22 protein-coding genes are annotated in these 25,318 nt (G+C 39.9%); 13 read left to right on the top strand and 9 right to left on the bottom strand.

The window, feature by feature from the left end; translation table 11 throughout:
• Nucleotides 1-165 precede the first annotated feature (165 nt).
• The 5 genes from yicE to SOI76_RS03145 all read left to right on the top strand — a co-directional run bounded on the left by yicE (nt 166) and on the right by SOI76_RS03145 (nt 5,718).
• Entirely contained in the window at nt 166-1,524 is a 1,359-nt protein-coding gene (yicE, locus tag SOI76_RS03165; RefSeq protein WP_016143111.1) for a uracil-xanthine permease family protein, read from the top strand.
• A 64-nt stretch (nt 1,525-1,588) separates the two neighbouring features.
• A complete protein-coding gene (gene rsmC, locus SOI76_RS03160) occupies nt 1,589-2,602 on the top strand; it encodes a methyltransferase (RefSeq protein WP_104079899.1) in 1,014 nt (337 codons plus the stop codon).
• A 21-nt stretch (nt 2,603-2,623) separates the two neighbouring features.
• Nucleotides 2,624-4,084 (top strand): amino acid permease, encoded by a 1,461-nt coding sequence (lysP, locus tag SOI76_RS03155; protein ID WP_104079900.1) that lies wholly within the window; start codon nt 2,624-2,626, stop codon nt 4,082-4,084.
• A gap of 266 nt (nt 4,085-4,350) precedes the next feature.
• Complete coding sequence (locus SOI76_RS03150) at nt 4,351-5,556, top strand: RtcB family protein (RefSeq protein WP_104079901.1); 1,206 nt, start codon at nt 4,351-4,353, stop codon at nt 5,554-5,556.
• Between the two features lie 3 nt (nt 5,557-5,559).
• Nucleotides 5,560-5,718 (top strand): hypothetical protein, encoded by a 159-nt coding sequence (locus tag SOI76_RS03145; protein ID WP_171293230.1) that lies wholly within the window; start codon nt 5,560-5,562, stop codon nt 5,716-5,718.
• Between the two features lie 124 nt (nt 5,719-5,842).
• Here SOI76_RS03145 and omp38 read toward each other — a convergent pair whose 3' ends face one another.
• The gene (gene omp38 / locus SOI76_RS03140; protein ID WP_031949255.1) at nt 5,843-6,913 is read right to left on the bottom strand and encodes an outer membrane protein Omp38; all 1,071 of its coding nucleotides are present in this window, start codon (nt 6,911-6,913) and stop codon (nt 5,843-5,845) included.
• Nucleotides 6,914-7,292: 379 nt separating this feature from the next.
• On the opposite strand from omp38, the gene SOI76_RS03135 reads away from it, so the two are divergent.
• The 3 genes from SOI76_RS03135 (at nt 7,293) to SOI76_RS03125 (ending at nt 9,666) form a co-directional block, all read left to right on the top strand.
• On the top strand, nt 7,293-7,808 hold the full coding sequence (locus SOI76_RS03135) for a GspH/FimT family pseudopilin (RefSeq protein WP_032055331.1): 516 nt from the start codon (nt 7,293-7,295) through the stop codon (nt 7,806-7,808).
• A gap of 108 nt (nt 7,809-7,916) precedes the next feature.
• Nucleotides 7,917-9,092, top strand: coding sequence for a thiolase family protein (locus SOI76_RS03130; RefSeq protein WP_104079902.1), 1,176 nt, complete (start codon nt 7,917-7,919; stop codon nt 9,090-9,092).
• Nucleotides 9,093-9,222: 130 nt separating this feature from the next.
• Nucleotides 9,223-9,666: a VOC family protein gene (locus tag SOI76_RS03125; protein WP_005072758.1), complete on the top strand. Its 444-nt coding sequence runs from the start codon at nt 9,223-9,225 to the stop codon at nt 9,664-9,666.
• A 51-nt stretch (nt 9,667-9,717) separates the two neighbouring features.
• On the opposite strand, the gene SOI76_RS03120 is transcribed toward SOI76_RS03125, so the two are convergent.
• From SOI76_RS03120 to amacR, 6 genes are all read right to left on the bottom strand, one after another.
• The gene (locus SOI76_RS03120) at nt 9,718-10,071 is read right to left on the bottom strand and encodes a DMT family transporter (protein ID WP_032055335.1); all 354 of its coding nucleotides are present in this window, start codon (nt 10,069-10,071) and stop codon (nt 9,718-9,720) included.
• Between the two features lie 82 nt (nt 10,072-10,153).
• A complete protein-coding gene (locus tag SOI76_RS03115; RefSeq protein ID WP_104079903.1) occupies nt 10,154-10,639 on the bottom strand; it encodes a DUF934 domain-containing protein in 486 nt (161 codons plus the stop codon).
• The gene (cysI, locus tag SOI76_RS03110; RefSeq protein ID WP_016143101.1) at nt 10,632-12,275 is read right to left on the bottom strand and encodes a nitrite/sulfite reductase; all 1,644 of its coding nucleotides are present in this window, start codon (nt 12,273-12,275) and stop codon (nt 10,632-10,634) included. Before cysI ends, SOI76_RS03115 begins: the two co-directional genes overlap by 8 nt.
• 168 nt (nt 12,276-12,443) lie before the next feature.
• The gene (gcd, locus tag SOI76_RS03105) at nt 12,444-14,849 is read right to left on the bottom strand and encodes a glucose/quinate/shikimate family membrane-bound PQQ-dependent dehydrogenase (protein ID WP_104079904.1); all 2,406 of its coding nucleotides are present in this window, start codon (nt 14,847-14,849) and stop codon (nt 12,444-12,446) included.
• A gap of 177 nt (nt 14,850-15,026) precedes the next feature.
• Nucleotides 15,027-16,259 carry a carbohydrate porin gene (gene oprB / locus SOI76_RS03100; RefSeq protein ID WP_104079963.1) on the bottom strand — a complete coding sequence of 411 codons (1,233 nt, stop codon included), beginning with the start codon at nt 16,257-16,259 and terminating at the stop codon, nt 15,027-15,029.
• Nucleotides 16,260-16,414: 155 nt separating this feature from the next.
• Nucleotides 16,415-17,533 carry a CaiB/BaiF CoA transferase family protein gene (amacR, locus tag SOI76_RS03095; RefSeq protein WP_032055343.1) on the bottom strand — a complete coding sequence of 373 codons (1,119 nt, stop codon included), beginning with the start codon at nt 17,531-17,533 and terminating at the stop codon, nt 16,415-16,417.
• A 210-nt stretch (nt 17,534-17,743) separates the two neighbouring features.
• Between amacR and SOI76_RS03090 the strand changes: the two genes are divergently transcribed.
• The 5 genes from SOI76_RS03090 (at nt 17,744) to yjjU (ending at nt 23,580) form a co-directional block, all read left to right on the top strand.
• Nucleotides 17,744-18,754: an AraC family transcriptional regulator gene (locus SOI76_RS03090; protein ID WP_002116561.1), complete on the top strand. Its 1,011-nt coding sequence runs from the start codon at nt 17,744-17,746 to the stop codon at nt 18,752-18,754.
• A gap of 169 nt (nt 18,755-18,923) precedes the next feature.
• On the top strand, nt 18,924-20,129 hold the full coding sequence (fadA, locus tag SOI76_RS03085) for an acetyl-CoA C-acetyltransferase (protein ID WP_104079905.1): 1,206 nt from the start codon (nt 18,924-18,926) through the stop codon (nt 20,127-20,129).
• Between the two features lie 18 nt (nt 20,130-20,147).
• Nucleotides 20,148-22,283: a 3-hydroxyacyl-CoA dehydrogenase NAD-binding domain-containing protein gene (locus SOI76_RS03080; protein WP_104079906.1), complete on the top strand. Its 2,136-nt coding sequence runs from the start codon at nt 20,148-20,150 to the stop codon at nt 22,281-22,283.
• A 163-nt stretch (nt 22,284-22,446) separates the two neighbouring features.
• Nucleotides 22,447-22,704 carry a hypothetical protein gene (locus SOI76_RS03075; RefSeq protein WP_001280981.1) on the top strand — a complete coding sequence of 86 codons (258 nt, stop codon included), beginning with the start codon at nt 22,447-22,449 and terminating at the stop codon, nt 22,702-22,704.
• 15 nt (nt 22,705-22,719) lie between these two features.
• On the top strand, nt 22,720-23,580 hold the full coding sequence (gene yjjU / locus SOI76_RS03070; RefSeq protein WP_104079907.1) for a patatin family protein: 861 nt from the start codon (nt 22,720-22,722) through the stop codon (nt 23,578-23,580).
• A 29-nt stretch (nt 23,581-23,609) separates the two neighbouring features.
• Here yjjU and SOI76_RS03065 read toward each other — a convergent pair whose 3' ends face one another.
• On the bottom strand, nt 23,610-24,029 hold the full coding sequence (locus SOI76_RS03065) for a GNAT family N-acetyltransferase (protein ID WP_104079908.1): 420 nt from the start codon (nt 24,027-24,029) through the stop codon (nt 23,610-23,612).
• A gap of 12 nt (nt 24,030-24,041) precedes the next feature.
• Nucleotides 24,042-25,253 carry a class I SAM-dependent methyltransferase gene (gene gstcD, locus SOI76_RS03060; RefSeq protein ID WP_104079909.1) on the bottom strand — a complete coding sequence of 404 codons (1,212 nt, stop codon included), beginning with the start codon at nt 25,251-25,253 and terminating at the stop codon, nt 24,042-24,044.
• Nucleotides 25,254-25,318: the final 65 nt, after the last annotated feature.

The raw sequence follows: 25,318 nt of genomic DNA, 5'->3' as shown, positions 1-25,318 counted from the left end.
GCCTGAAATTTGAGGGCAAATTATACAGAAAAACACTACTCTTGAGTAGTGACAGTTTATTGACATTGACAAAAAAATTTTCCAATAGCTTGTATTTCGTTTTGTAAAGATAGGTATCTCGATTAGAATAGCGCCAATTTGCGAAATTGCGGCGTACCTACACCCATGTCCAATCAACACTCTCAAGACCATCTTGACCTCGTTTATGGCCTAGATGATCGACCAAAACCTTTGGTCGCTTTTTTAGCAGCGTTCCAGCATTTACTTGCGATTATTGTACCAATTGTTACACCTGGGCTTTTAATTTGTTTAGCTTTAGGTGTGTCACGTACCGAAACCAACATGATTTTATCGATGTCTTTGGTGATTTCCGGTATTGCTACATTTTTACAATGTAAAAAAGTCGGCCCGTTTGGTGCAGGTCTTCTAATTGTTCAAGGTACAAGTTTTAACTTTATTGGTCCAATTATTGGTATTGGTAGTGCAATGGTGGCTGCCGGAACGCCAGTAAACCAAGTTATGGCTGCAATTTTCGGTGTAGTAATTGCGGGCTCATTCATTGAAATGGGTGTTTCCCAGATTCTTCCATGGGTAAAAAGATTAATTACTCCGTTAGTAACCGGTATTGTTGTTTTATTAATTGGCTTAACACTGATTAAAGAAGGCTTGATTAGCATGGGTGGTGGCTACCAAGCCATGCAAGACCATACTTTTGCAAGTGCAGACAACCTTATTATGTCATGTACCGTACTGGCTATTATTATCATTCTAAATCGTATTCGAGTGGTATGGATTAAAAGTTCGGCAATCTTAATTGCTTTAGTTATTGGTTACATTCTTGCAGGATTTATGGGACACCTAGATTTCTCAGGTATTAAAGATGCCCCTCTTGTACAGATTCCAACACCGATGCACTTTGGCTTAAGCTTTTCTTGGGGTTTATTCATTCCAATGGCATTCATTTATTTGGTGACCTCTTTAGAAGCGATTGGTGACGTGACTGCGACCAGTAAACTTTCAAACCAACCCGTTAATGGTCCTGAATGGATGAAACGCATTAAAGGTGGTGTTTTAGTGAATGGTGCGAACTCTTTACTCGCAGGTTTATTTAATACCTTCCCTAGTTCTGTTTTTGCTCAAAATAATGGAGTAATTCAACTTACTGGCGTAGCAAGTCGTTATGTAGGTATCTGGATTGCTGCTTTACTTATTTTATTAGGTTTATTCCCCGCAGTGGCTGGTGTAATACAAGCAGTTCCTCAAGCTGTTTTAGGAGGCGCTGTGATGGTAATGTTCGGTGCTGTGGCTGCCTCAGGTATTAACATCCTCTCATCTATTCATTTAGATCGCCGAGCACTTTTAATTATCGCAATTTCACTTGCACTAGGTTTGGGTGTTGCTCAAGTTCCTCAAATTTTGGAACACCTTCCAGAATTATTTAAAAATATTTTTAGCTCTGGGGTAGCTACAGGTGGAATAGCAGCATTAATTTTAAATGTTGTACTCCCTGAAACACACAAATAACTATTTTTTTAATTTTGATTACTGCCCAGTTTCCACTGGGCATTCTTCTTCATGAGAGATGTAAATGGATCCTAGAAGTGAAGTGGTATTGAGACAACAAGACTATTTAAAAGGTAGAGTCTTGTTAATTAATGCACCGAATGATGCCCTAGTCAGTCAATTACCAGCCGAGACTGATGCGTCAGTCTGGACATGGAATCATGCTGACTATCAAGGCTTTATAAATAATGGAACAAATGCGCATTTCTCAGTTGAGTTCCCATTACAAGAATTTGATCAAGCCGTTATTTTTGTTCCCAAATCTAAAGAACTATTAAATTACATACTGCATGTCGTCATGAGCAATCTGAAAACTGATCAGTCTGTTTTTTTAGTGGGTGAAAAAAAGGGGGGTGTTGAACGCGCTGCCAAACAATTACAAAACTTCGGTAAAGTACTTAAACTCGATAGTGCACGCCATTGTCAGCTATGGCACTTAAAGATTGAAAAAACAGAACAGCTTAAATCTCTCGAAAGCTGGCTTAAAAGTTACACTGTTCAGGTGAATGAACAAGAGCTTACGATTTGTGCCCTTCCCGGTGTGTTTAGCCAAAATCATCTAGATGTCGGAACTGCTGTTTTACTCCCTTATCTTAATCAGGTGAAATCAGGTAGAATTGCCGACTTCGGGTGTGGTGCTGGAATTATCAGTTGCTATTTGGCAAAAATAAATTCAAGTAATATTATTCATGCCCTAGATATTGATGCTTTCGCTTTACGGTCAACGGAAATGACTTTTAGTCGAAATGGAATAGGTTCAGACCAGTTGAGATTGCAGCCCGTTACAGGTATTGCAGACGCTCCAACAGAACTCGATGCCATTGTCAGTAATCCCCCTTTCCATCAGGGTATTCATACCAACTATGATGCAAGTGAAGGACTCTGCCAGAACGCTAAAAAACATTTAAAGGCATCAGGTGAGCTATGGATTGTAGCAAACCGTTTTTTAAACTATCCGATCTTAATTGAGAAGCACTTTGGTCAGTGCCAGATTAAAACTGATCATCAAGGCTTTAAGGTGTTATATGCCTGTGCATAACAAACTATGTAAGGAATCTCCATGAGCGAAACACATGCTCCTGAAAAACTCCAGCGTAAGCTTGGGGCTCGTCATCTGAATATGATCGCCATTGGTGGTTCCATTGGTACAGGCCTCTTCCTTGCTTCTGGATCAACCATTGCAAACGCTGGGCCCGGTGGAGCGCTACTCGCCTATTCACTCATTGGCATTATGATTTACTTCTTAATGACCAGCTTAGGTGAGCTTGCAACTCACACACCAACATCCGGTGCCTTTTTTACTTACGGCAGTCGTTATGTCGAAGAAGGCTTTGGTTTCGCTCTAGGCTGGAACTATTGGTATAACTGGGCAATTACGGTTGCATTCGAACTTGTTGCGGTTCAGTTTATTATGAAGTTCTGGTTCCCTGATATTCCAGGGTTCTATTGGAGTGCCCTGTTCCTTATCGTTATCTTTCTGATCAATGCCATGACAGTAAAGGGATTTGGGGAAAGCGAATTCTGGTTCTCAATGGTAAAAGTAATTGCGATTGTTGCATTTATTATTATTGGCTTAGCCATGATCATCAAGATTATGCTAACTCCAGGTGTTGCAACTTTCGGAAACTGGACCTACAAAGAGGCACCTTTTGTAGGCGGTTTACAAGCCATGATTGGTGTAGCAATGATTGCTGGATTCTCTTTCCAAGGAACTGAAATGGTTGGGGTTGCTGCTGGTGAATCAAAAGATCCAAAGAAGACAATTCCACTTGCAATCAAACAAATTTTCTGGCGAATCTTATTATTCTACATCCTATGTATTTTCATCATCGGCACTCTAATCGCCTATGATGACCCGAACCTATTACAAGCGGCTGCTACAGAAGATATCGCACTATCTCCGTTTACATTGCTCTATGAAAGAGTAGGCTTCGCTTTTGCTGCGGGTTTAATGAATGCCGTCATTCTTACTGCTATTTTGTCAGCAGGTAATTCAGGCATGTATTCTTCAACTCGCATGTTATTTAAAATGGCTCAAGAAGGCCGCGCACCAAAGTGGTTTGCAAAACTTGATGGTCGTGGCGTTCCGATGAACGCCCTATATGCCACCACATTTATTGCTGCATTTTGTTTCTTGACGACATTTATTGGAGAAAAGCAAGTATTTAACTGGCTACTCAATATGTCTGGTATGTGCGGGTTTATTGTTTGGTTAGGAATTGCGATTTCACATTATCGTTTCCGTAAAGGATATATTGCTCAAGGCTATAAATTAGAAGATTTAGCATATCGTGCCAAATTTTTCCCATTTGCCCCTTGGTTTGCTTTTATTCTCTGTTCAATCATCATTTTAGGGCAGAACTATCAAGCTATTTTAGGTGGAAAAATTGATTGGTTAGGCTTACTTTCAACTTATATTAGCTTGCCTTTGTTCTTGATCATTTGGTTAGGCTATAAGTGGAAAAATAAAACCAAATTGATCTCTTACGATCAAATGAATGTGAAGCCTGAGCAAGACTAAGAATCGGTAATTAAAAGTTAATCAAAGATCAAAAACTTGATCTTTGATTAAAAAAGCGTAAAATGCCGTTCAGATTTTCAACGGCACTTTTAAATAAGGAGGACATCATGCCAACAGTACAAGGTAAAACAGATTAAATAATTTGGCACGATGTCAGCTCACGGACAAGTGTACAAATTCACACCACTTGTCCGAATGCTTAAATTTAAAACCTAGCATTCGCTAGGTTTTTTATGCCTGCTCGGACAAAAATAAGAGAAAAAATTATGGGCATACAAAAAATATTAAACAAGGAGGCACTCTATGGTGTCCCTGTTAAAATTTTCACTCAAGACATAGATAGTGAAAGTATCGAACAACTCAAGAAAATGGCACAACTGCAATTTATATATTCACATATTGCTGTTATGCCCGATGTTCACCTAGGAAAAGGCGCAACTGTAGGTAGTGTTATTCCAACTAAACACGCCATTATCCCTGCTGCTGTAGGAGTTGATATTGGTTGTGGTATGAATGCAATTCGCTTGAGTTTAAAGGCTTCACAATTACCCGATAACTTAAGTCGTTTACGCGATGCAATCGAACGCAAAGTCCCAGTTGGCTTTGCTTTACATAAACAGGTTAAGGCAAAGGCATCCAGCATTATTCCACTTGAAAAACGCTTAGAGCCAATTATCAAAAAGCATCCTGGCCTTGTTCGTATGCTTCGACAATTTGATGCAACATGGCAAAAGCAACTTGGGACTTTAGGTGGTGGTAACCACTTTATAGAGTTATGTATTGATGAGAATCAAGATGTCTGGGTGATGCTACATTCTGGCAGCAGAGGGCTTGGCAATGTTATTGGCACTTATTTTATTGAGTTAGCCAAAAAAGAAGCGCAGCATCGCTTTGGCCATGTTCCAGATAAAGACTTAAGTTATTTTGCTGAAGGCTCAAAAAGTTTTGATGATTATGTAGAAGCTGTAGAGTGGGCACAAGAATATGCTTTTGAAAATCGCAAAGAGATGATGCGATTAATTTTAGAAGCGATCCGCCCTCTTCTACCTTCTTTTCAAATGACAAAAGAAGCGATTAATTGTCATCATAATTATGTAAGCCGTGAAACACATTTTGGCGAAAATCTATTGATTACCCGAAAAGGTGCAATTAGAGCAGGCTTAGATGAGCTAGGTATTATTCCAGGTTCAATGGGAGCACGATCTTATATCGTTAAAGGCAAAGCAAATCCTGAATCATTTTGTTCTTGTTCTCATGGTGCTGGGCGTAAGATGAGCAGAAGTAAAGCAAAAGTTCTTTTTAATCAGCACGATCTTATTGAACAAACCCAAGGTATTGAATGCCGTAAAGACAGTGGCGTTGTCGATGAAATTCCAAGCGCTTATAAAGATATTGATGAAGTCATGGCGAATCAGTCAGATCTCATTGAAGTCGTTCACACACTTAAACAAGTTTTATGTATTAAAGGTTAAAACATGAAAATTAAAGAAATGTCAAAAATCAAAGTCCGTAATCAAGTGGCTCTTTCCCCTTTACTTCACAAAGGTGGAATGCATGAAACAGAGAAACCTCGTGCTCAACATCGTAAAGATAGACAAGATGCTAAACAGCAATTGAAGAAAGGTATTTGGTAAATAATTTAAACCAAGATTGAAAGTAATTATTCTTAAGGAGACATAGAAATGACTAAATATTTTAAAAATCGCAATAAAAAAAGCGACTCTAACGAGTCGCTTTTTTACTGTTCAAGAACTCAAATTATTGAGCTGCTGCAGGAGCTGCCGCTTCTTGACCAGGTTGAACAACTACAGTACGGCTACCAGTGATTGTCGCGAATACACGACGGTTCATAGCACGACCTTCTTTAGTTTTGTTGTCAGCAATCGGTTGATCCCAAGCGAAACCTTGAGTAGACAAACGAGATGCATCAACATTGTATTCGTTTACAAGAGCTGATTTAACAGAGTTAGCACGAGCTAAAGATAAACGTTCGTTCAACTTACGAGGACCAGTGTTATCTGTGTGACCTTCGATACGTGCAGTAGCGTTAGGGTATTCAGTTAACTTCTCAGCAACTTTAGCGATTTCTGGCTTGTATTGGTCTTTGATGTTTGATTTGTTAGTATCAAAGAACACACGAAGTTCCATGTTAAGATCTTCAGTTAACTCTTGTGGTTGTGGAGCAACTGGAGTTGGTTCAACTGGAGCAACTTCTACTACAGGAGCAGCAGGCTTCAAGTGACCACCAAGAACTACGTTCAAGCCAGCAAGAGCTGTATAGTTCCAGAACTCTTCATCAGCGTTATAAGTAGCACGAGCTTCTGTACGAAGAGATAAAGCATCGTTTAAGCGCCAGAAAGCACCAACACCAGCATTACCTAAAGTACCTTCTTCTGAGTTACCACGTGTACCACGGTTTACGCCATCAAAGTCATACTTGTAGTGACCAGCACCTAACAATACGTATGGCTTGATTTTGCTATCGTAGTTTTTAGTGATTAAATCAGAAGTAACATAGAAGTTACCGTTGATTTGTTTTTGTTTATATTCAGCACCAGCAGCAGCGCCGTCTACGTCGCCTTTAACTTGGTTATATTCAGCTTCAAAACCTAACCATGGTGTTAACTCGATACCAAGAGCTGCACCAACGAATAAATCGTCTTGTAACTCAGGACCGTTAGTTAAGTTACCATCTTTACCGCCATTGTTGTGTTGGCTGTCTTGGAAAGTGTAACCAAGCAATAATGGAGTAACTGTTACGCCAGCATTAGCAGCAGCTAATGGAGCAGCAACAAGCATAGTAGCAAGTGCAATACGACTCAATTTCATGGATATCCTCCAGAGATAACAATTGTTGTTCAAGCTCAGCCTAAATTTATTGGCCCCTGAGATATTTTTACCCCAGTATTATTTTTAAGCTATTCACATTTGAATCATACAAACACTTGATAGACTTTCCAAGTGCTTGATAATTTTAATCAAGTAAATTATTGACAAAATTACTTACAATTTCCGTTGTAATTCGGTAATTTTTCACTCAACTAGTAAATATGAACAACTTCTTTCTTTCGCTTACGGTGATTTTACCAGTATTCTAGCATCCTGATAACCTTTATTTAATTTTGTGTTTACTCACTATAAAAATCATTATAAATCATTGATAGAAAGCATAAAATCAAAATACTTACCCATATATTAAGGAATTTTAATGTTTAAATCTCCCGGTTTTACGCTATTTGAACTGGCTCTAACGCTCGCAATTCTTATGATTATGGCTACTATAGCGCTTCCTTTATATCATCAATTTATGGCTTCTGTAGAATTAAAAAATGTTTCTCGATTACTCACAATTCATATACAAAAAGCCAAATACGACGCAATTCTACGACATAAGAGCGTCGTACTTTGTCCAAGTGTTGATTTGTCTATATGTAATAGTAATTGGAATACAAGCCTTATAAGCTTCGTAGACACAAATCATAACCTACAGAGAGAAAGCAATGAGGAGATTTTGAGCAATATTGAACTTGCTCACCACTACGGTTCTTTAAAATTTCAAAAGTTTGGAAAAAAATTAAATAGTATTGTATTTCAAGGCGACACTGGCCTTCCACGAGAGTCCAACGGCAGTTTCACTTATTGTTCTTATGACCAGCTTAAAAACTTTAAATTAGTTCTGAGCAAAATGGGGCATACCCGTTTAGAAGACCTTAAAAATTGTTAGAACTCTACAGTCTAATGCAGAAGATATCTCTCTTTGATTTTTGCAATATACTGCCTAGGTTTTAAACATTTCTAATTTTGAGATTAAGAACAATCGGAGATTACAACAATGACTGACATCGTAATTGTGAATGGTGCTCGTACTGCTATGGGTGGTTTTCAAGGATCACTGTCAGGACTTACAGCGCCTGAATTAGGTGCTGTAACGATTAAAGAAGCAATCGCACGAGCAGGTTTACAACCTACTGATATCGAAGAAGTCATTATGGGTTGTGTCCTTCCTGCTGGCTTAAAACAAGGCCCTGCTCGTCAAGCCATGCGTAAAGCTGGCTTACCAGATTCTACAGGTGCAGTAACAATTAACAAGCTTTGTGGTTCTGGCATGAAAGCTGTTATGCAAGCCGCTGATATGATTAAAGCAGGTAGTGCTGAAGTTGTTGTTGCTGGCGGTATGGAGTCTATGACAAATGCACCTTATGTTTTACCAAAAGCACGAGCTGGCTATCGCATGGGCCATGGCGAAATTAAAGATCATATGTTCTTTGATGGGCTTGAAGATGCTGAAACTGGGCGTTTAATGGGTTCATTTGCTCAAGATATGGCCAATACTCGTGGCTATACACGTGAGCAAATGGATGACTTTGCGATTCGCTCTTTGAAACGTGCTCAAACAGCAATTACCGAAGGTTATTTCAAAGACGAAATCGTTCCAGTTACTGTACCTAGTCGTAAAGGTGATGTCGTCGTTGATCAGGATGAACAACCTTTAAATGCCAAGATTGACAAGATTCCTTCACTCAAACCAGCTTTTGCAAAAGACGGTACGATTACCGCCGCAAATGCAAGTTCTATTTCGGATGGTGCGTCTGCATTAGTATTAACTTCAAGTGAAGTTGCAGCACAGCGTGGTTTGCAACCGCTTGCAAAAATTATCGCGACAGCTTCAAACTCTCAGCATCCTTCAGAATTTACGATCGCCCCAGTTGGTGCTATTGAAAAAGTTCTTAAAAAAGCGGGATGGAATGCTCAAGACGTCGATCTTTGGGAAATTAACGAAGCTTTTGCTATGGTTACCATGTGTCCAATTGATGATTTCAAACTTGATGCAGAGAAAGTAAATATCAATGGTGGTGCTTGTGCACTAGGTCACCCTGTAGGTTCTACGGGCTCTCGTATTATTCTTACCCTTATTCATGCACTGAAACGTACTGGCGGTAAAAAGGGTGTCGCTGCTCTTTGTATTGGTGGTGGTGAAGCAACAGCGGTTGCAATTGAACTCATTTAATCCAAATTCATTATTTTAAAATCTCACTTCGGTGGGATTTTTTTATGAAAAAGCTACAAAAAATGACCCACAAAATCATTTTTAAGTTTTAACTTATTCCTTTAAACGAAAACAACAATGGACAATAACAATGCAACTCAATCACTATCTCAATTTCCAAGGTCAAGCAGAGCAAGCTTTTAACTTTTATAAATCAGTATTTGGCGGTGAATTCGGTATGTTAAGCCGTTATGGTGATATGCCAGCGCCTGAAGGTGTAACATTATCGGAAGCAGATAAAAATCTGGTTCTTCATGTTTCTCTACCAATTAATGAATACACTGTACTTATGGCCTCAGATACTAATGATCAGTTCTGTGCTCCTAACAGCGTTTTTACCCAAGGAAATAATCACTACATCTCGATCAATCTTGAAAAAGATGAGCAAGAAAAAGCAAAACAACTTTTTGATGCCTTATCTGTTAATGGTCAAATTGAAATGCCTTTAGAAAAAACGTTCTGGGGCGCATTGTACGGCGCTTTTACCGATCAGTTCGGTATAAAGTGGATGGTTAACTGCCAGCTTGACACCTAATATTTACAATATTTAGCCCTTATAGAGATATTTACTATCTCTATAAGGACCTTAAACATCGATATTGGAATATTGCGCAATAATCATTAAACCTACAGTAATAAAACCAATTCCCACCCATCCTCCCACATCAATATTCTGACCAAGAAAAATCTTTGCCAAAAAAGCTGTTGCTAATACACCTATCCCAGACCAAAGCACATATAAGATTCCAGCTTGCATATATTTCAAAGCAATAGCAGCGCATGCAAAAGAAATAATATACAAAACCAGAGCAATGCCCTGAGCTGTTTTATTGACTAAGCCATTCCCCTTAGCAGAATAAAATGTTGAGAGTACATCTGTCGCAATAGCAAAAAGTAGCCACCAAGCACCAGGATTTATTTTTGAAATTAAACCTAACATTGTTGTTCTTCAGTCGAGTCAGTTAAAAATTATTCATAAAAAAAGCTGAACCTGAGTTCAGCCTTTATATTTAAAAACTATCTTAAGCGCCAGTTTGATAACTTGCTTGCGGTACGGCTGTTGAAGCTTGGTATGGGTTGGTAAAGTCTTGCAAACCAGCTGCCGCTTCTTGCACATCTTTACCTTCTTTAATCACAAAACTATCAAAACCTGAACGTTTTAAGTAGTTTAAGACATCCTTAAACACATCACCAATTGCACGCAATTCACCTTGGAAACCTTGACGACGAAGTAGTGCAGCGAATGAATAACCACGACCATCACCAAAACCTGCAAACTCAATGAAGATTGCATCAAGTTCATTTAATGGAAATGAGTGTTCTTCAGGTGAATCATTTACAGTTACATACAAAGCTTTTTTGCCTTGAACGTTAGCTAATTGATCCAGTTGAGCTGTTGTGACCACAACATCGCCTTGAGGAATAACACCATCTTCAGCAATGATTTGATAAGTATTATCTGCAATCGTGCCATCTTTATAAAGCACTGGTAGAGCTGTATTAAGCATATGCACGCTCCTTAAATGGTTGAATTCCTACACGGCGATATGTATCAACAAAACGCTCACCTTCAGTACGTAAATCAAGATAAGTATTCAATACTTCTTCAATGACATCAGGCACAGCATCTGCTGCAAAAGATGGCCCTAAGATGTCACCGATTGATGCATCATGGTCTGAATTACCACCTAATGTAATTTGGTAGAATTCAGCGCCTTTCTTATCTACACCTAAAATACCGATGTTACCTACGTGGTGGTGACCACAAGCATTCATACAACCAGAAATATTTAGATCTAAATGACCAAGATCATAAACTTTATCTAAGTCATCAAAACGACGTGTAATTGCTTCAGCAATTGGAATTGATTTCGCATTTGCAAGTGAACAGAAATCACCGCCCGGGCAACTAATAATATCGGTAATAAAACCAATATGTGCACGCGCCATATTTTGTTGTTCAAGCGCTTGCCATACATCAAATAAATCTTTTTGAGGTACGTCAGCCAAAGCAATGTTTTGTTCGTGAGTCGTACGAAGTTCACCGAAAGTGTATTTATCAGCAAGATCTGCAATAAAATTCATTTCTTCAGTGGTCATATCACCCGGTGCGATACCTGCACGTTTTAGAGAAATCGTAACAATTCGATAGCCCTTGACTTTATGCGCATGCGTGTTGATATTGAACCATTGTTTGAATTTTGGATGCTCAGCAAATAAAGCTGTGAAGTCTTCATCCTCTAAATCTTGATAATCAAATGGTGTGAATTCTTCATCCAGTTTTTTCAAGATTTCTGGCTGAATTTTCAATGCTTCACGTGTATGTTCGAATTCAGCTTCAACTTTCTGTGCAAACACTTCAGGAGTTAATGCTTTAACTAGAATTTTGATACGCGCTTTATATTTGTTATCACGACGACCATGCAAGTTATAAACACGTAAAACCGCTTCTAAGTAAGCAATTAAATCTTCACGTGGTAAAAACTCACGAATAACGCTACCAATGATTGGGGTACGGCCTAAACCACCACCAGCCATAATTTTATAGCCGATCTCGCCTGCTTCATTACGCACGATATAAACACCAATATCGTGGAATGCAGTCGCCGCACGATCTTTTTCTTCAAGTGCAGAAACAGCGATTTTGAACTTACGTGGCAAGAATGCAAATTCTGGGTGGAATGTACTCCACTGACGAATCAATTCACATGTTGGACGTGGATCTGCAATTTCACCAGCAACTACACCTGCATATTGGTCAGTTGTGGTGTTACGAATACAGTTGCCACTGGTTTGAATGGCATGCATTTGTACAGTTGCAAGTTCGGCCAAAATGTCTGGCACATCTTCAAGCGCAGGCCAGTTTAACTGAATGTTTTGACGTGTAGATACATGTGCGTAACCACGGTCATAAGCAGTTGAAACTTCAGCAACTTTACGTAATTGTTTAGAATTCATTAAGCCATACGGCACAGCTATACGCAGCATAGGCGCATAACGTTGCACATATAAACCATTTTGCAAACGTAATGGACGATATTCGTCTTCAGAAAGTTTGCCAGCTAAATAGCGTTCTGTTTGATCACGGAACTGAGCAACTCGTTCATTAACCAGCTGCTGGTCGAAATCGGTATATAAATACATGGCGTATGGCTAGTAGATTCATTATTAAGGCGGATAGCATAGCGAGCTTTTATTCATCAATAAAATGCTTTTTTTGCATATTTAATAACGGTTTTATTGATAAGCTTTAATATAAATCGACATAAAAAAAAAGCCCGGATAAATCCAGGCCCTTTCTATAAAAGCTTTTTATTTGTTATCTGGTAAGGCATAAGCCACTAAATAGTCGCCCATTTTCGTACCAAATGAACCATGACCACCAGCCATGATCACAACATATTGCTTACCATTGATTTCATAAGTCATTGGTGTTGCTTGTCCACCAGCTGGTAAACGTGCTTCCCAAAGTTTCTTACCGTTAGTGACGTTAAACGCACGTATGTAGTTATCTTGGGTTGCACCAACAAACATGACATTACCGGCAGTAGAAATTGAACCACCTAAACCAGGCACACCAATTTTCACAGCTGGTAACTGGAACAAGTTCGGTAAGCTGTCACGGATTGTACCAATACGTTTTTTCCATACCACTTCATGGGTTTTCAAATCAACGCCAGCTACATAGCCCCAAGCCGGTTGTTTACAAGGTAAACCAAGCGGAGATAAGAATGCGCTAATTTCTACACCATAAGGTACGCCGTACATCGGTTGTACGCCCTGCTCAGTTCCCGCACCTTTTGCAGTTTGTGCACGGTTTGGATCAGCAGGAATTAAACGACTGACGAATGGCAAACCAATAGGGTTCATTACAGCAACTTGACGGTCAGGGTTAACTGACATACCGCCCCATTCAAATACCCCTAAGTTACCAGGGAAAACTAAAGTACCGTTTTCAGATGGTGGAGTATAAATACCATCGTAATTTAGACGTTTGAAAGATACACGACACATGAGCTGATCAAGCATAGTGGCACCCCACATGTCTTTATCAGTCAATTTATCTTGTGGTGCCAAGTTCAAGTCAGAGAATGGCTGAGTTTTTGAGTAGAACTCACCTTTAGTTTGTGGTCCACGTTTAACTGTTTGTGGTACTGGTTTTTCAGTCACAGGAACAATTGGTTGACCATTACGGCGATCAAGAACAAAGGCATTTCCTGTTTTTGTCAATACATAGATTGCAGGAACAGTTTGACCAGCTTTGTTTTTAATATCGGCTAAAGATGGTTGTGATGGTACGTCCATATCCCATAAATCATGATGGGTTGTCTGGAAGTTCCACACTAATTTACCAGTAGAAGCATTAATCGCTAACATTGAGTTTGCATAACGCTCTTTCAGCTCAGTACGGTCACCACCCCAGATGTCTGGAGTACCTACACCTGTTGGTACATAAACGATATCAAGTTTTGCATCGTATGCTAAAGGTGCCCACGCGTTTGGCGAGTTATGAACAAAAGTAGTTCCTTCACCCGGCATTGCATTTGGATCTGCTGCGCCAGTATCAAATACCCAAAGAAGCTTACCAGTGTTAACGTCGTAGCCGCGAATTACACCAGATGGCTCTTTACTTGAGTAGTTATCTGTTACGGAACCTGCAATCACAACAGTTGAACCAGTCACGATACCAGGAGATGTTGGGTTATAACCGCCTGGATAAGCATATGGCATAAACTCTTGTAAGTTCACTTCACCATTTTGACCAAAGTCAGTACATGCTTTACCAGTGTCAGCATTTACAGCCACTAAACGACCATCGTTAACTGGTACAAATACCTTACGTGGACATTGTGTAGAGCTAGATTTCTTGCCTTGAAGACTCGTTGCAAACTCAGTTGTATTGTTTGCATCGTAGTACATCACACCACGACAAGTTAAATGCTGGAACGATTTATCCGTTTTAAGCTTCGGATCAAAACGCCATTTTTCCTTACCAGTCGCAGGATCAATTGAAATTAACTGTTGATGAGCGGTACAGATAAACATGTTATTACCGATTTTAATCGGTGTAACCTGATTGGTCGTTTCGCCAGAGTCATTATCTGTCTTAAGATCGCCAGTACGTAAAGTCCAAGCAACTTTCAAGTCTTTTACGTTCTGATCGTTGATCTGTTTCAATGGAGAATAACGTTCACCAGCTTGAGTACGACCATAAGCAGGCCAGTCACTCTCTGCAACGCCTGGAACAGCTTGAGCAGTTTCTGGTTGAGGAGTTTTAATCTCACCATTAATTTCTTGCGGATCATTGAAGATAGAGTAAACCATCAACACGATTGCAATTGCTAAAGTTGAAGATAAGGCAACTTTACTTGATCCAAGGTTGTTGATTCCACGAGTTACAGCCGGAACCAATAACCATAAACCAAGAATACCTAAAATATCTAAACGTGGTGCAAGCGCCCAAAAGTCTGTTCCAACTTCCCAGACACTCCAGATAATAGTTCCTAACATTAATGCAGCATAAACCCACAAAGCAGTAGAAGCACGCTTGTAGAGTTGCCATGCAACAATGAGGAGCAAAACTCCAGCTATAATGTAGTAAATTGAACCGCCTAATGTAGCGAGCCAAATACCTCCAATTAACAGGAATAACGCTAATAACCCAATAATAATTACGGTAAAAGTCGTTAAACCTGATCTTGAAGTAGGTTGATTCATAAACCACCTCTTATCAATCATCATTTTTATAGGAAAGATATGTCGAGTTTCTAATTAAAAATCGACATTACCCATACATCTAAAACAAAATTCAGGCATAAAGAAAAAAACGGAAGGTCAGGATACTTCAATCAATGAGTTAGCCCTCGACAATCCGTTTTTTCGGAGTAATTACGCTTAGAATGCGGTTGAGAATTTAATACCGCCTACCCAAGTGTTATCACCATTTTTTAATGCACCAACATGACGAACATATTGCACATTTGGACGAATAGTCAGCCAGTTCGTCGCATGAATACCGTAGTAAAGCTCGGTATTGTATTCGGTGTCATATTCTTTAGTTTGAACATCGTTCCAATCATCATTGATATGGATACGAGCCACACCAAGCGCTAACTCATCTTGAGGACGTTGATTAAGCAAACCTTTATAGACGAAGCCTACATTTTGCATGTTATCAATTTTATTGGTATCAGAGTCGTGGAAAGTCAGGTTTACAAAACCTGTTAAACCGCGATCTGTTTGATCAGCAGGCTGGAATAATTTTTGTTTTGCAGTTACCCAAACACCTTGTTTATGAGAGTTTTTGGTTTCATCTGCAATTTCTTTGGCATCAGCAGTGCTGTAGTAATAACCTAAACGGTATTCACCAGCCATACTTTGAGCACCTAATTTAGGTGACCAAACTACTTCGGCAGGAATAATTGCACCGTGAGAACCATCAGTACTTAAGTTAAAACCTTTGCCTCGGTCCAGATTTTCTGGGTTGTATTCATATACACCAACTTGGGTATATAAGTCAGGTTGCAAGTTATATTTAACACGCATTGCCCATTGGCTAACCGGCCAGTTATACCACTGATCACCTACCCAGTTACCGACTTGCGAACCACAAAGCGCCAAGTTCTGGAAATCACAATCAAAACTATTAAAGTCTTCACCTTCACCAAAACGACCGACTTTAACATCTAATTTTTGATCCATGAATTTTTTCTTAATCCACAAATCAGTTAAACGCCAAGTTTGCTCACGCCCCCACACTTCTTGTACCGAGCTTAAGTGCCCTGCTAAAGCTGGTGAATGTTCAGAAAGCGATTGCCCATCACGATAAGTTAACGTGATTTGAGCTTCAGTATCTTGCCAACCTAAAATTTTATTTAGGTCAAAATGAGTTCCTAGTGCAAGTTGCCCCGTATAAGCACTACCATGCGTAGACGTATTTTTTGAATCTAAAATACCGGCATATTCGCCGGTATATCCAAAAGAAAAATCATAACCTTGTGCTTGTAACGCGGTGCGTTGACCGTTCCAATCACCCAACATCCAAGGACTATTTGGGTCGAATGCAGCAGCAGCTTGTGCATGCTGTATAAAAAGAGTAATTGATAAAACGGATAAACAGGAAGCCATCAAGGATTTATGTGTTTTCATGTTTACATACCTTTTATGTCTTTGTTTATAAAGGGTACGCTAATTTTATGTAAAGAAATTATTCAAAATGTTAATCGATTGATTAATCTAATAATAATTTTAATACACATTGTATAAGAAACGGCCTTGGCTCTTTACCAGCGTCCTTCACCAAGTTTTTGACCAATAAAGGAATATCTCATTTTTGATCTTGAAAACTTAATTGGACAAGCCAATTGTGGTTCTGTATCCGTCGCATTATTTTGCAAAGGTACATCCACAATCCATCCACGTTCTTGTGCTAAAGGCGAGTTTAAGGACTCGGATAGGCTTAAAACAGGTTCTACACATACATCAAGATTTGCGAAAATTTCATGCCATTCTTTAAATGATTTGGTTTTAATTTTCTCTTGAATTGCTTGTTTAACTTCCTGCCTGTCTTCCACATCCAAAGAAGCACCTTTTTGTAATAATAAAGGTAAATCAAGGGCTACTGACAAACCAGACATAAACTGTGGCTCAAGACTACCTATTGAAAGATAACGACCATCTTGAGTCATATAATAGTCATAGAAAATACCACCATTGAGCATGCCATGCTCAGGAGCCTGTTCAACTTGTGCCGCAAGTGTAGCGGATGCCGCCATACTATTGAGGCTAGCAACACAATCAGTCATAGAAATATCAATGTATTGTCCCATCCCACTACGTCCGCGTTCAACGACCGCAGCCAAGATCGCAATGACCGCATGAAGGGAACCACCTGCAATATCTGCAACTTGAATACCGAGCGGAGGCGGACCGCTGTCTTGTCGGCCACTATATCCAGCAATACCAGCTAAAGCTAAATAGTTTATGTCATGCCCAGCTCTGTCTTTATAGCTTCCTGTTTGTCCATATCCTGTAATTGAACAATAAATGAGACGCGGGTTAATTTCGGCAAGTGTCGCGTAGTCTAATCCTAGACGGCGCATGACATCCGGTCGGAACTGCTCTATAACAATATCAAACTCAGAAATTTTGGCTTTAATCAGATCAATACTCGTCTTATCCTTTAAATCGAGAACAATCGACTGTTTATTTCGGTTTAGATAACTATGTGCTGTTGCTTGACCATTTGCATATGGTGGCATGATTCGGATTAGATCTGGTCGTGATGGAGATTCGATATGGATGACTTCTGCTCCCATATCGGCCAAATACATGGTGGCAAAAGGTCCAGGTAAGAGCGTCGAGAAATCGAGAACTTTAAGTCCATTTAATGCTGTCGTCATCGTATTTTTAACCACTATTATTCGAATTTTCTTTTATATTAGTTAAGCAAATATACTAAAACAATGTCATGTTCAGCCATTTACCTTGATCATTTCGGCAATTTAACATGTAAAAAGTGCTTTTACTCTGTTGTAAATCGCCAATTTATTTTTTTAGACGGTCATTTAGGTCAATTTAAAGTGAACATCAAAGAGACTGAAGGATTCAATATGAGTCGCGATACGATTAGCATCCACTTCGTGAATGCGGCTTTGACAGGCGTAAAACGCCTTGGCATGGATGTTGAAATGCTCCTTTCACATGTGGGTATTGAAGCGGAATTATTACGTCAACCTAAAGCTCGAATCTCACCAGAACAATACACTCGTTTTATAAAAATGTTGTGGATGGTCACACAGGATGAACACGTTGGATTTGACGTACAACCACGTCGTCTGGGCACTTTTGCCATTATGTGTCAGTTGATTATTCACGCAAAAACATTGGGCCAAGCCCTTGAACTGTCATCTCAATTCTACAAATTATTTGGCGATGAATGGTCTGTAACTCTAGAGCGTGACAAACATGAAGCACGTCTAGTTCCTCTCATTCCAAAAACTTTAGATCCAGATCATTTCATTACTGAGAGTATGCTCATGATTTGGCACGGTCTAGCATCATGGTTGATTGAACGCCGTTTACCATTAGAACGTGTTCATTTTAGTTATCCACGTCCTGCTCATGCAGATGAATATGATGCACTATTTTTTGCACCAGTCATGCAGTTTGATGCACCGCGTACTGAAATAACCTTTGCAGCTGATTATCTTGATTTGCCAATCCGCCAAGATGAAAAAACGCTAGAAGAATTTTTGAAAGCGGCTCCTGCTCAGCTTTTAGTAAAATTTAAAAACACCAACTCGCTAACTTCGCGTATCCGTGAAGTGCTCAAAAGCCAGATTGGTGAAGAAATGCCAACGCTTAATGACGTTGCATCAATGTTGTATTTATCTCCTCAAACCTTACGTCGTCGCTTGGCTGCCGAAGGTAAAAGCTATCAAGGCGTAAAAGACGCCTTACGTCGAGATGCTGCAATTCATTTATTACTCAACCCTGAATTAACACTTGAAGACGTTGCTCAACAAGTTGGTTTTAGTGAAACCAGTACGTTCCACCGCGCATTTAAAAAGTGGACGGGTGTAACCCCTGGCCTATATCGCCAGCTACATGGTTATCACTAATTCTTAAATCTATTTAGCTTCACATTTAGCCCAAGTTCAACTTGGGCTTTTTTGTATTTCTATTGGCAAAAATCATCACCTGACTGGTGCGCTTATCGTCATTGCGTTGCCTTTTAAAACCAGTACACTCAAAACACAACAAAGTTTAAGTAATAAAAAAGGAACTGTTATGAGCGAGGCTTATATTATTGATGCCATTCGCACCCCACGCGGAAAAGGAAAAAAAGATGGCTCTCTTTACGAAGTAAAACCAATTACATTACTGACCACCTTATTAAATGAATTACAGCAGCGCCATCAACTCGATACGTCTAAAGTCGATGACATTGTTTTGGGCTGCGTAACGCCAATTGGCGATCAAGGTGGCGATATTGCCAAAACAGCAGCGATTGCAGCAGGTTGGAATGATGATGTTGCTGGGGTGCAAATCAATCGCTTTTGTGCATCAGGTTTAGAAGCAGTCAACATGGCAGCAATGAAAGTCCGCTCTGGTTGGGAAGATTTAGTGGTTGCTGGTGGCGTTGAATCAATGTCACGCATTCCAATGGGTTCTGATGGTGGGCCGTGGGCTTTAGACCCAGAAACAAACCTTAAGTCATCATTTGTTCCGCAAGGCATTGGGGCCGACCTCATTGCAACCTTAGATGGCTATAGCCGTGAAGATGTTGATAATTTTGCTGTAAAGTCACAGCAAAAAGCGGCGGCGGCTCAATCAAATGGTTATTTCAACCAATCAGTTGTGCCAGTAAAAGATCATGCAGGTGGGGTGATTTTAGAGAAAGATGAATTTATTAAAGGCAATACCACACTCGAAGGTCTTGCAAAGCTCAACCCAAGTTTTGAAATGATGGGGCAAATGGGCTTTGATGCAGTGGCTTTACAAAAATATCCAGAAGCACAAAAAATCAATCATGTTCACCATGCAGGTAACTCATCAGGCATTGTCGATGGAGCAGCTGTAGTTTTATTAGCTTCTGAAAAAGCGGTAAAAGAACAAAATTTAAAACCACGCGCTAAAGTTTTGGCGACTGCATTAGTCGGTACTGATCCAACCATTATGCTGACTGGCCCTGCGCCTGCCGCACGTAAAGCTTTAGAAAAAGCTGGCCTCACGATTGATGATATTGACCTATTTGAAGTTAATGAGGCATTTGCGGCAGTTGTTATGCGTTTTATTAATGAACTCAACGTCCCAGCTGAGAAAGTCAACGTAAATGGCGGTGCGATTGCTTTAGGTCATCCATTAGGGGCAACAGGTGCCATGATTTTAGGCACTTTACTTGATGAGCTTGAACGACAAGATAAAAAGCGCGGTTTAGCGACCCTCTGTGTTGGCGGTGGGATGGGTATTGCCACCATTATTGAACGCGTATAAAAATTAGGGATATAAAAGATGAGTGCAATTCAATACGAAAAAAATGCCGACAATATTGTCATTTTAACGCTTGATTCAACTGGTCAATCTGCAAACACCATGAATGCTGAGTTTCGTGACTCGCTCGATGAAGCGACTCAGAAACTTAAAGCAGAAACAGAACTTTCAGGGGTTATTTTCCGCTCGGCTAAAAAAACTTTCTTTGCAGGCGGCGATCTAGATGAACTAATTCAAGTTCAGCCTGAACACGCAACTGACTTTTTCAACATGGTTGAAAAGCTAAAAGGTCATTTACGTACAATTGAAACACTAGGGATTCCAGTGGTTGCAGCATTAAATGGCACAGCACTTGGCGGTGGTTGGGAAATCGCCTTAAGTTGCCATCACCGTATTGCAATCAATGATGCGAAAAGCAAATTTGGTCTACCAGAAGTTACTTTAGGCTTACTACCAGGTGGCGGTGGTATTGTACGTATGGTACGCCTACTTGGGCTTCAAAATGCGTTCCCATTTTTAATGGAAGGCAAACAGTTCGGTGTTGATAAAGCAAAATCTTTAGGTTTAATCCATGATACAGTTGAAAATGAACAAGAACTTTTAGATAAAGCAATTGCTTGGATCAAGGCCAATCCAAAATCTCAACAGCCTTTTGATGTGAAGGGCTATAAAATCCCGGGTGGTGATCCAAAAACGCCAGCAGTTGCACAAGTTCTTGCAATTGCCCCAGCCATGTTAAGAGATAAAACCAAAGGTTGTTACCCTGCCCCTGAAGCAATTATGGCTGCCGCAGTTGAAGGCGCTCAAGTCGATGTAGATACTGCACTGCGTATTGAGTCTCGCTACTTTACTCAGCTTACCACAGGCCAAATTTCTAAAAATATGATCGGCACTTTCTGGCATGGTCTAAATGCAATTAAGTCTGGTGCGAGCCGCCCTGCCGACGTTGCAAAATGGCAAGCCACGAAAGTGGGTGTGTTGGGTGCAGGCATGATGGGTGCGGGCATTGCCTATTCAACAGCCATTAAAGGCATTCCAGTTGTACTTAAAGATGTATCTGTTGAAAATGCAGAGAAAGGCAAAGCCTATTCACAAAAGCTTCTTGATAAACGTGTTTCACAAGGCCGCATGACCGCAGAAAAACGTGATCAGGTTTTATCGCTCATTACGGCTACAGCTTCTGCTGAAGATCTTCAAGGTTGTGATTTAATTATTGAAGCGGTATTTGAAAACCAAGAACTCAAAGCCAAAGTCACTCAAGAAGCTGAACAGTTCTTAGCACCTAATGGCGTAATGGCATCAAATACATCAACCCTGCCAATTACAGGTTTAGCTCAAGCAAGTAAGGATGATAAAGCTTTTATCGGTCTTCATTTCTTTAGCCCTGTCGACAAAATGCAGTTGGTTGAGATTATTAAAGGTAAAAACACCTCCGCAGAGACTCTTGCTAAAGCTTACGACTTTGTACAACAAATTGGAAAAACACCGATTGTTGTCAATGATAGCCGTGGTTTCTTTACGAGTCGTGTGTTTGGTACGTTCATTCAAGAAGGTATGCGCTTGCTTGCAGAGGGCGTTCACCCAGCGCGTATTGAAATGGCAGCACTGAAAGCTGGTATGCCAGTTGGGCCACTCGCCATTCAAGATGAAGTGTCTTTAACCTTAACCGAACATGTTGCTAGTGAAGCACGTAAAGCCCTGCAAGCTGAAGGAAAAGATTTACCTAAAACTTCTGTAGATGAAGTGGTTCACACCATGATTCATGAGTTAAACCGTAAAGGTAAAGCTGCTGGTGCAGGTTTCTATGACTATCCAGAGAATGGTAAAAAGCACCTTTGGGAAGGCTTAAACCGCTGGAAAAAAGATCATGATATTTCTGAACAAGATATGATTGATCGCATTCTGTTTGTACAGGCCTTAGATACTTTACGTTGTTATGAAGAAGGCGTATTAGAGTCTGTAATTGATGCCAATGTCGGTTCTATCTTTGGGATTGGTTATGCACCTTGGACTGGAGGAGCAATTCAATTCCTAAATCAGTATGGTACTGATAAAGCACAAAAACGTGCCGAAGAATTGGCTGCAAAATATGGTGAACGTTTTACCCCACCTGCATTACTAAAAGCCAAAGCTGAGCAGAAACAAAATATTCAATAACTTAATCTTACTGAATATTTAAAAACTGCATAAACCTTACCCATATAAATATATTTTATTTATATGGGTTTTTCTTTATAACCTTTAAGATTTCAGCCCCCACCTAAATATGCTATAAATAGACTTCATTTTTGTGCTTCTACAGCACATTCGAGAAATCCTTATGTCCGATAAAAATTCTTCCGAGTCAGCAATTTTAGGCTGGAAATTTGTTCTGATCGTTGGTGTCTTAAGTGCGATTTTCCTTGGTTTTTTCTATTTAGCGATGAGTAATGAACCTGACTATATGCCAGGTGCACAGCGTAAAGCTCAACAAGAGCAAATGCAGCAAAAGGCTGAACACTCTACTGAGCAACACGCTCAGCATAGTGACAACATGCCTGAAATGGATATGCAAGAACATAAGCAATCAACTCAGTAATTAGATATTTTTCAAATGACAGATTTTTCCCGTAATGCACTGGTTGTAGAAGGTGGAGGCATGCGCGGTGCCTTTACCAGTGGTGTACTTGACGCGTTTTTACAACAACAGTTCAACCCTTTCGATTTATATGTTGGTGTATCATCTGGTTCAACCAATGTCGCCAACTACTTAGCAGGCCAACAAGGCCGCACGTTAACCTTTTATATTGATCATTCGCTCCGTCCGGAATTCATCGATTACAAACGCTTTTTTAAAGGCGGCGATTTACTTGATTTAAAATGGATGTGGGAAATTGGTGAGCAAGAGCACCCACTTGATCAACAAAGTCTTTTTGCCAAAAATCCTGATTTTTATATGGTGTTGACGCATGCCAAAACAGGTCATGCAGAATATCTTCGTGCGGGTAAAGATAATTTACTCAATGCGCTTCGAGCTTCTAGCTCAATTCCAGTTTTAACGCGTCATCCCGTCGATATTATGGGTGAACCATATTTTGATGGTGGCGTTGCAGATGCCCTACCTGTTCGCTGGACGGCTCAGCAAAGTGGTGTCAAAAAACTGTTAGTTTTACGCACTCGCCCGAAAAACTACTTCAAGGCAAGTAGTCGAGGTGATCAATTCCTCGCAAAATATGCTTTTAAACATCATTATGGTTTTGCAAACAGCTTGCGTAGCCGCTGTGCTCGTTATAACGCTTCAGTCGATTTTGTTCGTGGTGAAAATCCAGACCAGCAAATTCTAGAAGTGTGCCCACCGCCTCTTAAAAATATGGCTGGCCGTTTAACTACCAATCCGAAAAAGCTTCGTTATAGTTATGAAGTTGGTTTAGAGACTGGCTTACAAGCCATCGAAAACTGGAATGCAATGAAATAAATCTAAATTGAGATTTCTAAAAAGAAGTCTCAATTTAACTCTAAAACCATATCAATATGTGGAATGCCACAGTCTTCGTAAACCTCCCCCTGCACATGAAAACCTAAAGCTTCGTAAAAAGCTGTCACATAGGTTTGCGCAGAAAGCTTTAAATAAGGCAGTTTATGATGACGCGCATATTCAATAATATACTGCATTAAAATTTTACCAATACCCTGCTTTCGATAAGGCACTAAAACAGCAACACGCCCTACGCTATGCTTTGGCAACAGACGTGCTGTAGCGATAGGCTGTTCTTTGTCATAAACAATAAAATGCAAAACTGTGGCATCCAAGTCGTCCCATTCATCTTCAGGTGCAATTCCCTGTTCTTGGATAAAGACTTGTTCACGGATGTATTTCGCATCTTTCTCGAGCTGTTCCCAACCACCCTCTACAATTTTATACATCCGCTCACCGCCCTAGCACTTGCAGCCAATATTTTCGATCGGCAATTGATCTTGTAACAACAATTCCAACGTTTGTTTTTTAATTCCGTACATTTCTTTCAATGCTTGGATTTGAGCCATAATCTTGGCGTCAGGTTGTGAAACGTTTTTGCGTTTAGTCGCCAAAATCATTTTATTTTTGCTGGTATGTTCAAGCGATACAAACTCAAAAACTTTGGTTTCATAGCCATACGCTTTTAAAAGTAATGCACGTAAAGTATCGGTCAGCATCTCGGCTTGTTGTCCCGCATGAATACCAAACTGTAGCATTGGTTGTAAAACTTCTGGGCTATGTAATTGTGGGCGCAACTCTTTGTGACAACATGGCGCGCACATAATCATCGAAGCGTTTAAACGAATTCCTGTATGAATAGCAAAGTCAGTCGCAATATCACACGCGTGTAAGGCAATCATAACGTCTAGCTTTTCCGGTTGATAACTACGAACGTCACCTTCAAAAAAGTCTAAGTGGTTAAAATGCACTTTGTCTGCAACATTCTGGCAAAATTCCACTAAATTACGGCGCAGCTCTACACCAGTGATCAATGGTGTTTTCTGCTGTTGTTGCAGATAATCATACAATGCAAAAGTTAAATAACCTTTTCCCGAGCCAAAATCGACAATGCGTAACTCTTGTTGAGACGCATCAATCTGTTCATAGGCACTCGCAAAAATTTCGATAAATTTATTAATCTGTTTCCATTTACGAGCCATGCTTGGAATGACCTGAGCTTTTTCATCAGTAATACCCAGCTCTTTTAAAAATGCATTCCCCTGCTTTACATAGCGCTGCTTTTCACGGTCATGCGCCTGAACCGTTTGTGTCGTATTTACCGCCTGCTTTTTACCCATATTTAATATGGCTTTTTTCTTATTTTTTTTAAGTTGAATTTCTTGAGTAGTTGAAAATAAGTTTGCTTGCTTACACTGAGTGATTAATTGCTCAATCTGTTGCAAGCCTTCTTCAAATGAATAGTTTTTAGTCACATCTTGGGTAGTGTGATGGTATAAAGCTGAAAGCTGTTTTTGTCCATGTAGCTCTACAACGCGGAAAGTAATTTTTTCCAGCTGCGCCAACTCTCCCTTATATTGGCTCAAGATCAAACGCTCAAAAGCTTGTTGGTCAAGCATTTGCTTGATTTCATGAAAGAATTGCTGTTCTTGCTCAAAGGAGAAAACCGACACGGATATACCTGAAAATGAAGACTCATATAAAATAGAAGTTTAAAGGGTCTAGGATTAAAAATAAA

This window comes from Acinetobacter pittii (assembly GCF_034064985.1).
In the GTDB taxonomy this organism is placed as follows: domain Bacteria; phylum Pseudomonadota; class Gammaproteobacteria; order Pseudomonadales; family Moraxellaceae; genus Acinetobacter; species Acinetobacter pittii_H.
Note: the sequence above shows the minus strand (reverse complement) of the source record. Positions and strands in the feature narration are given on the sequence as shown.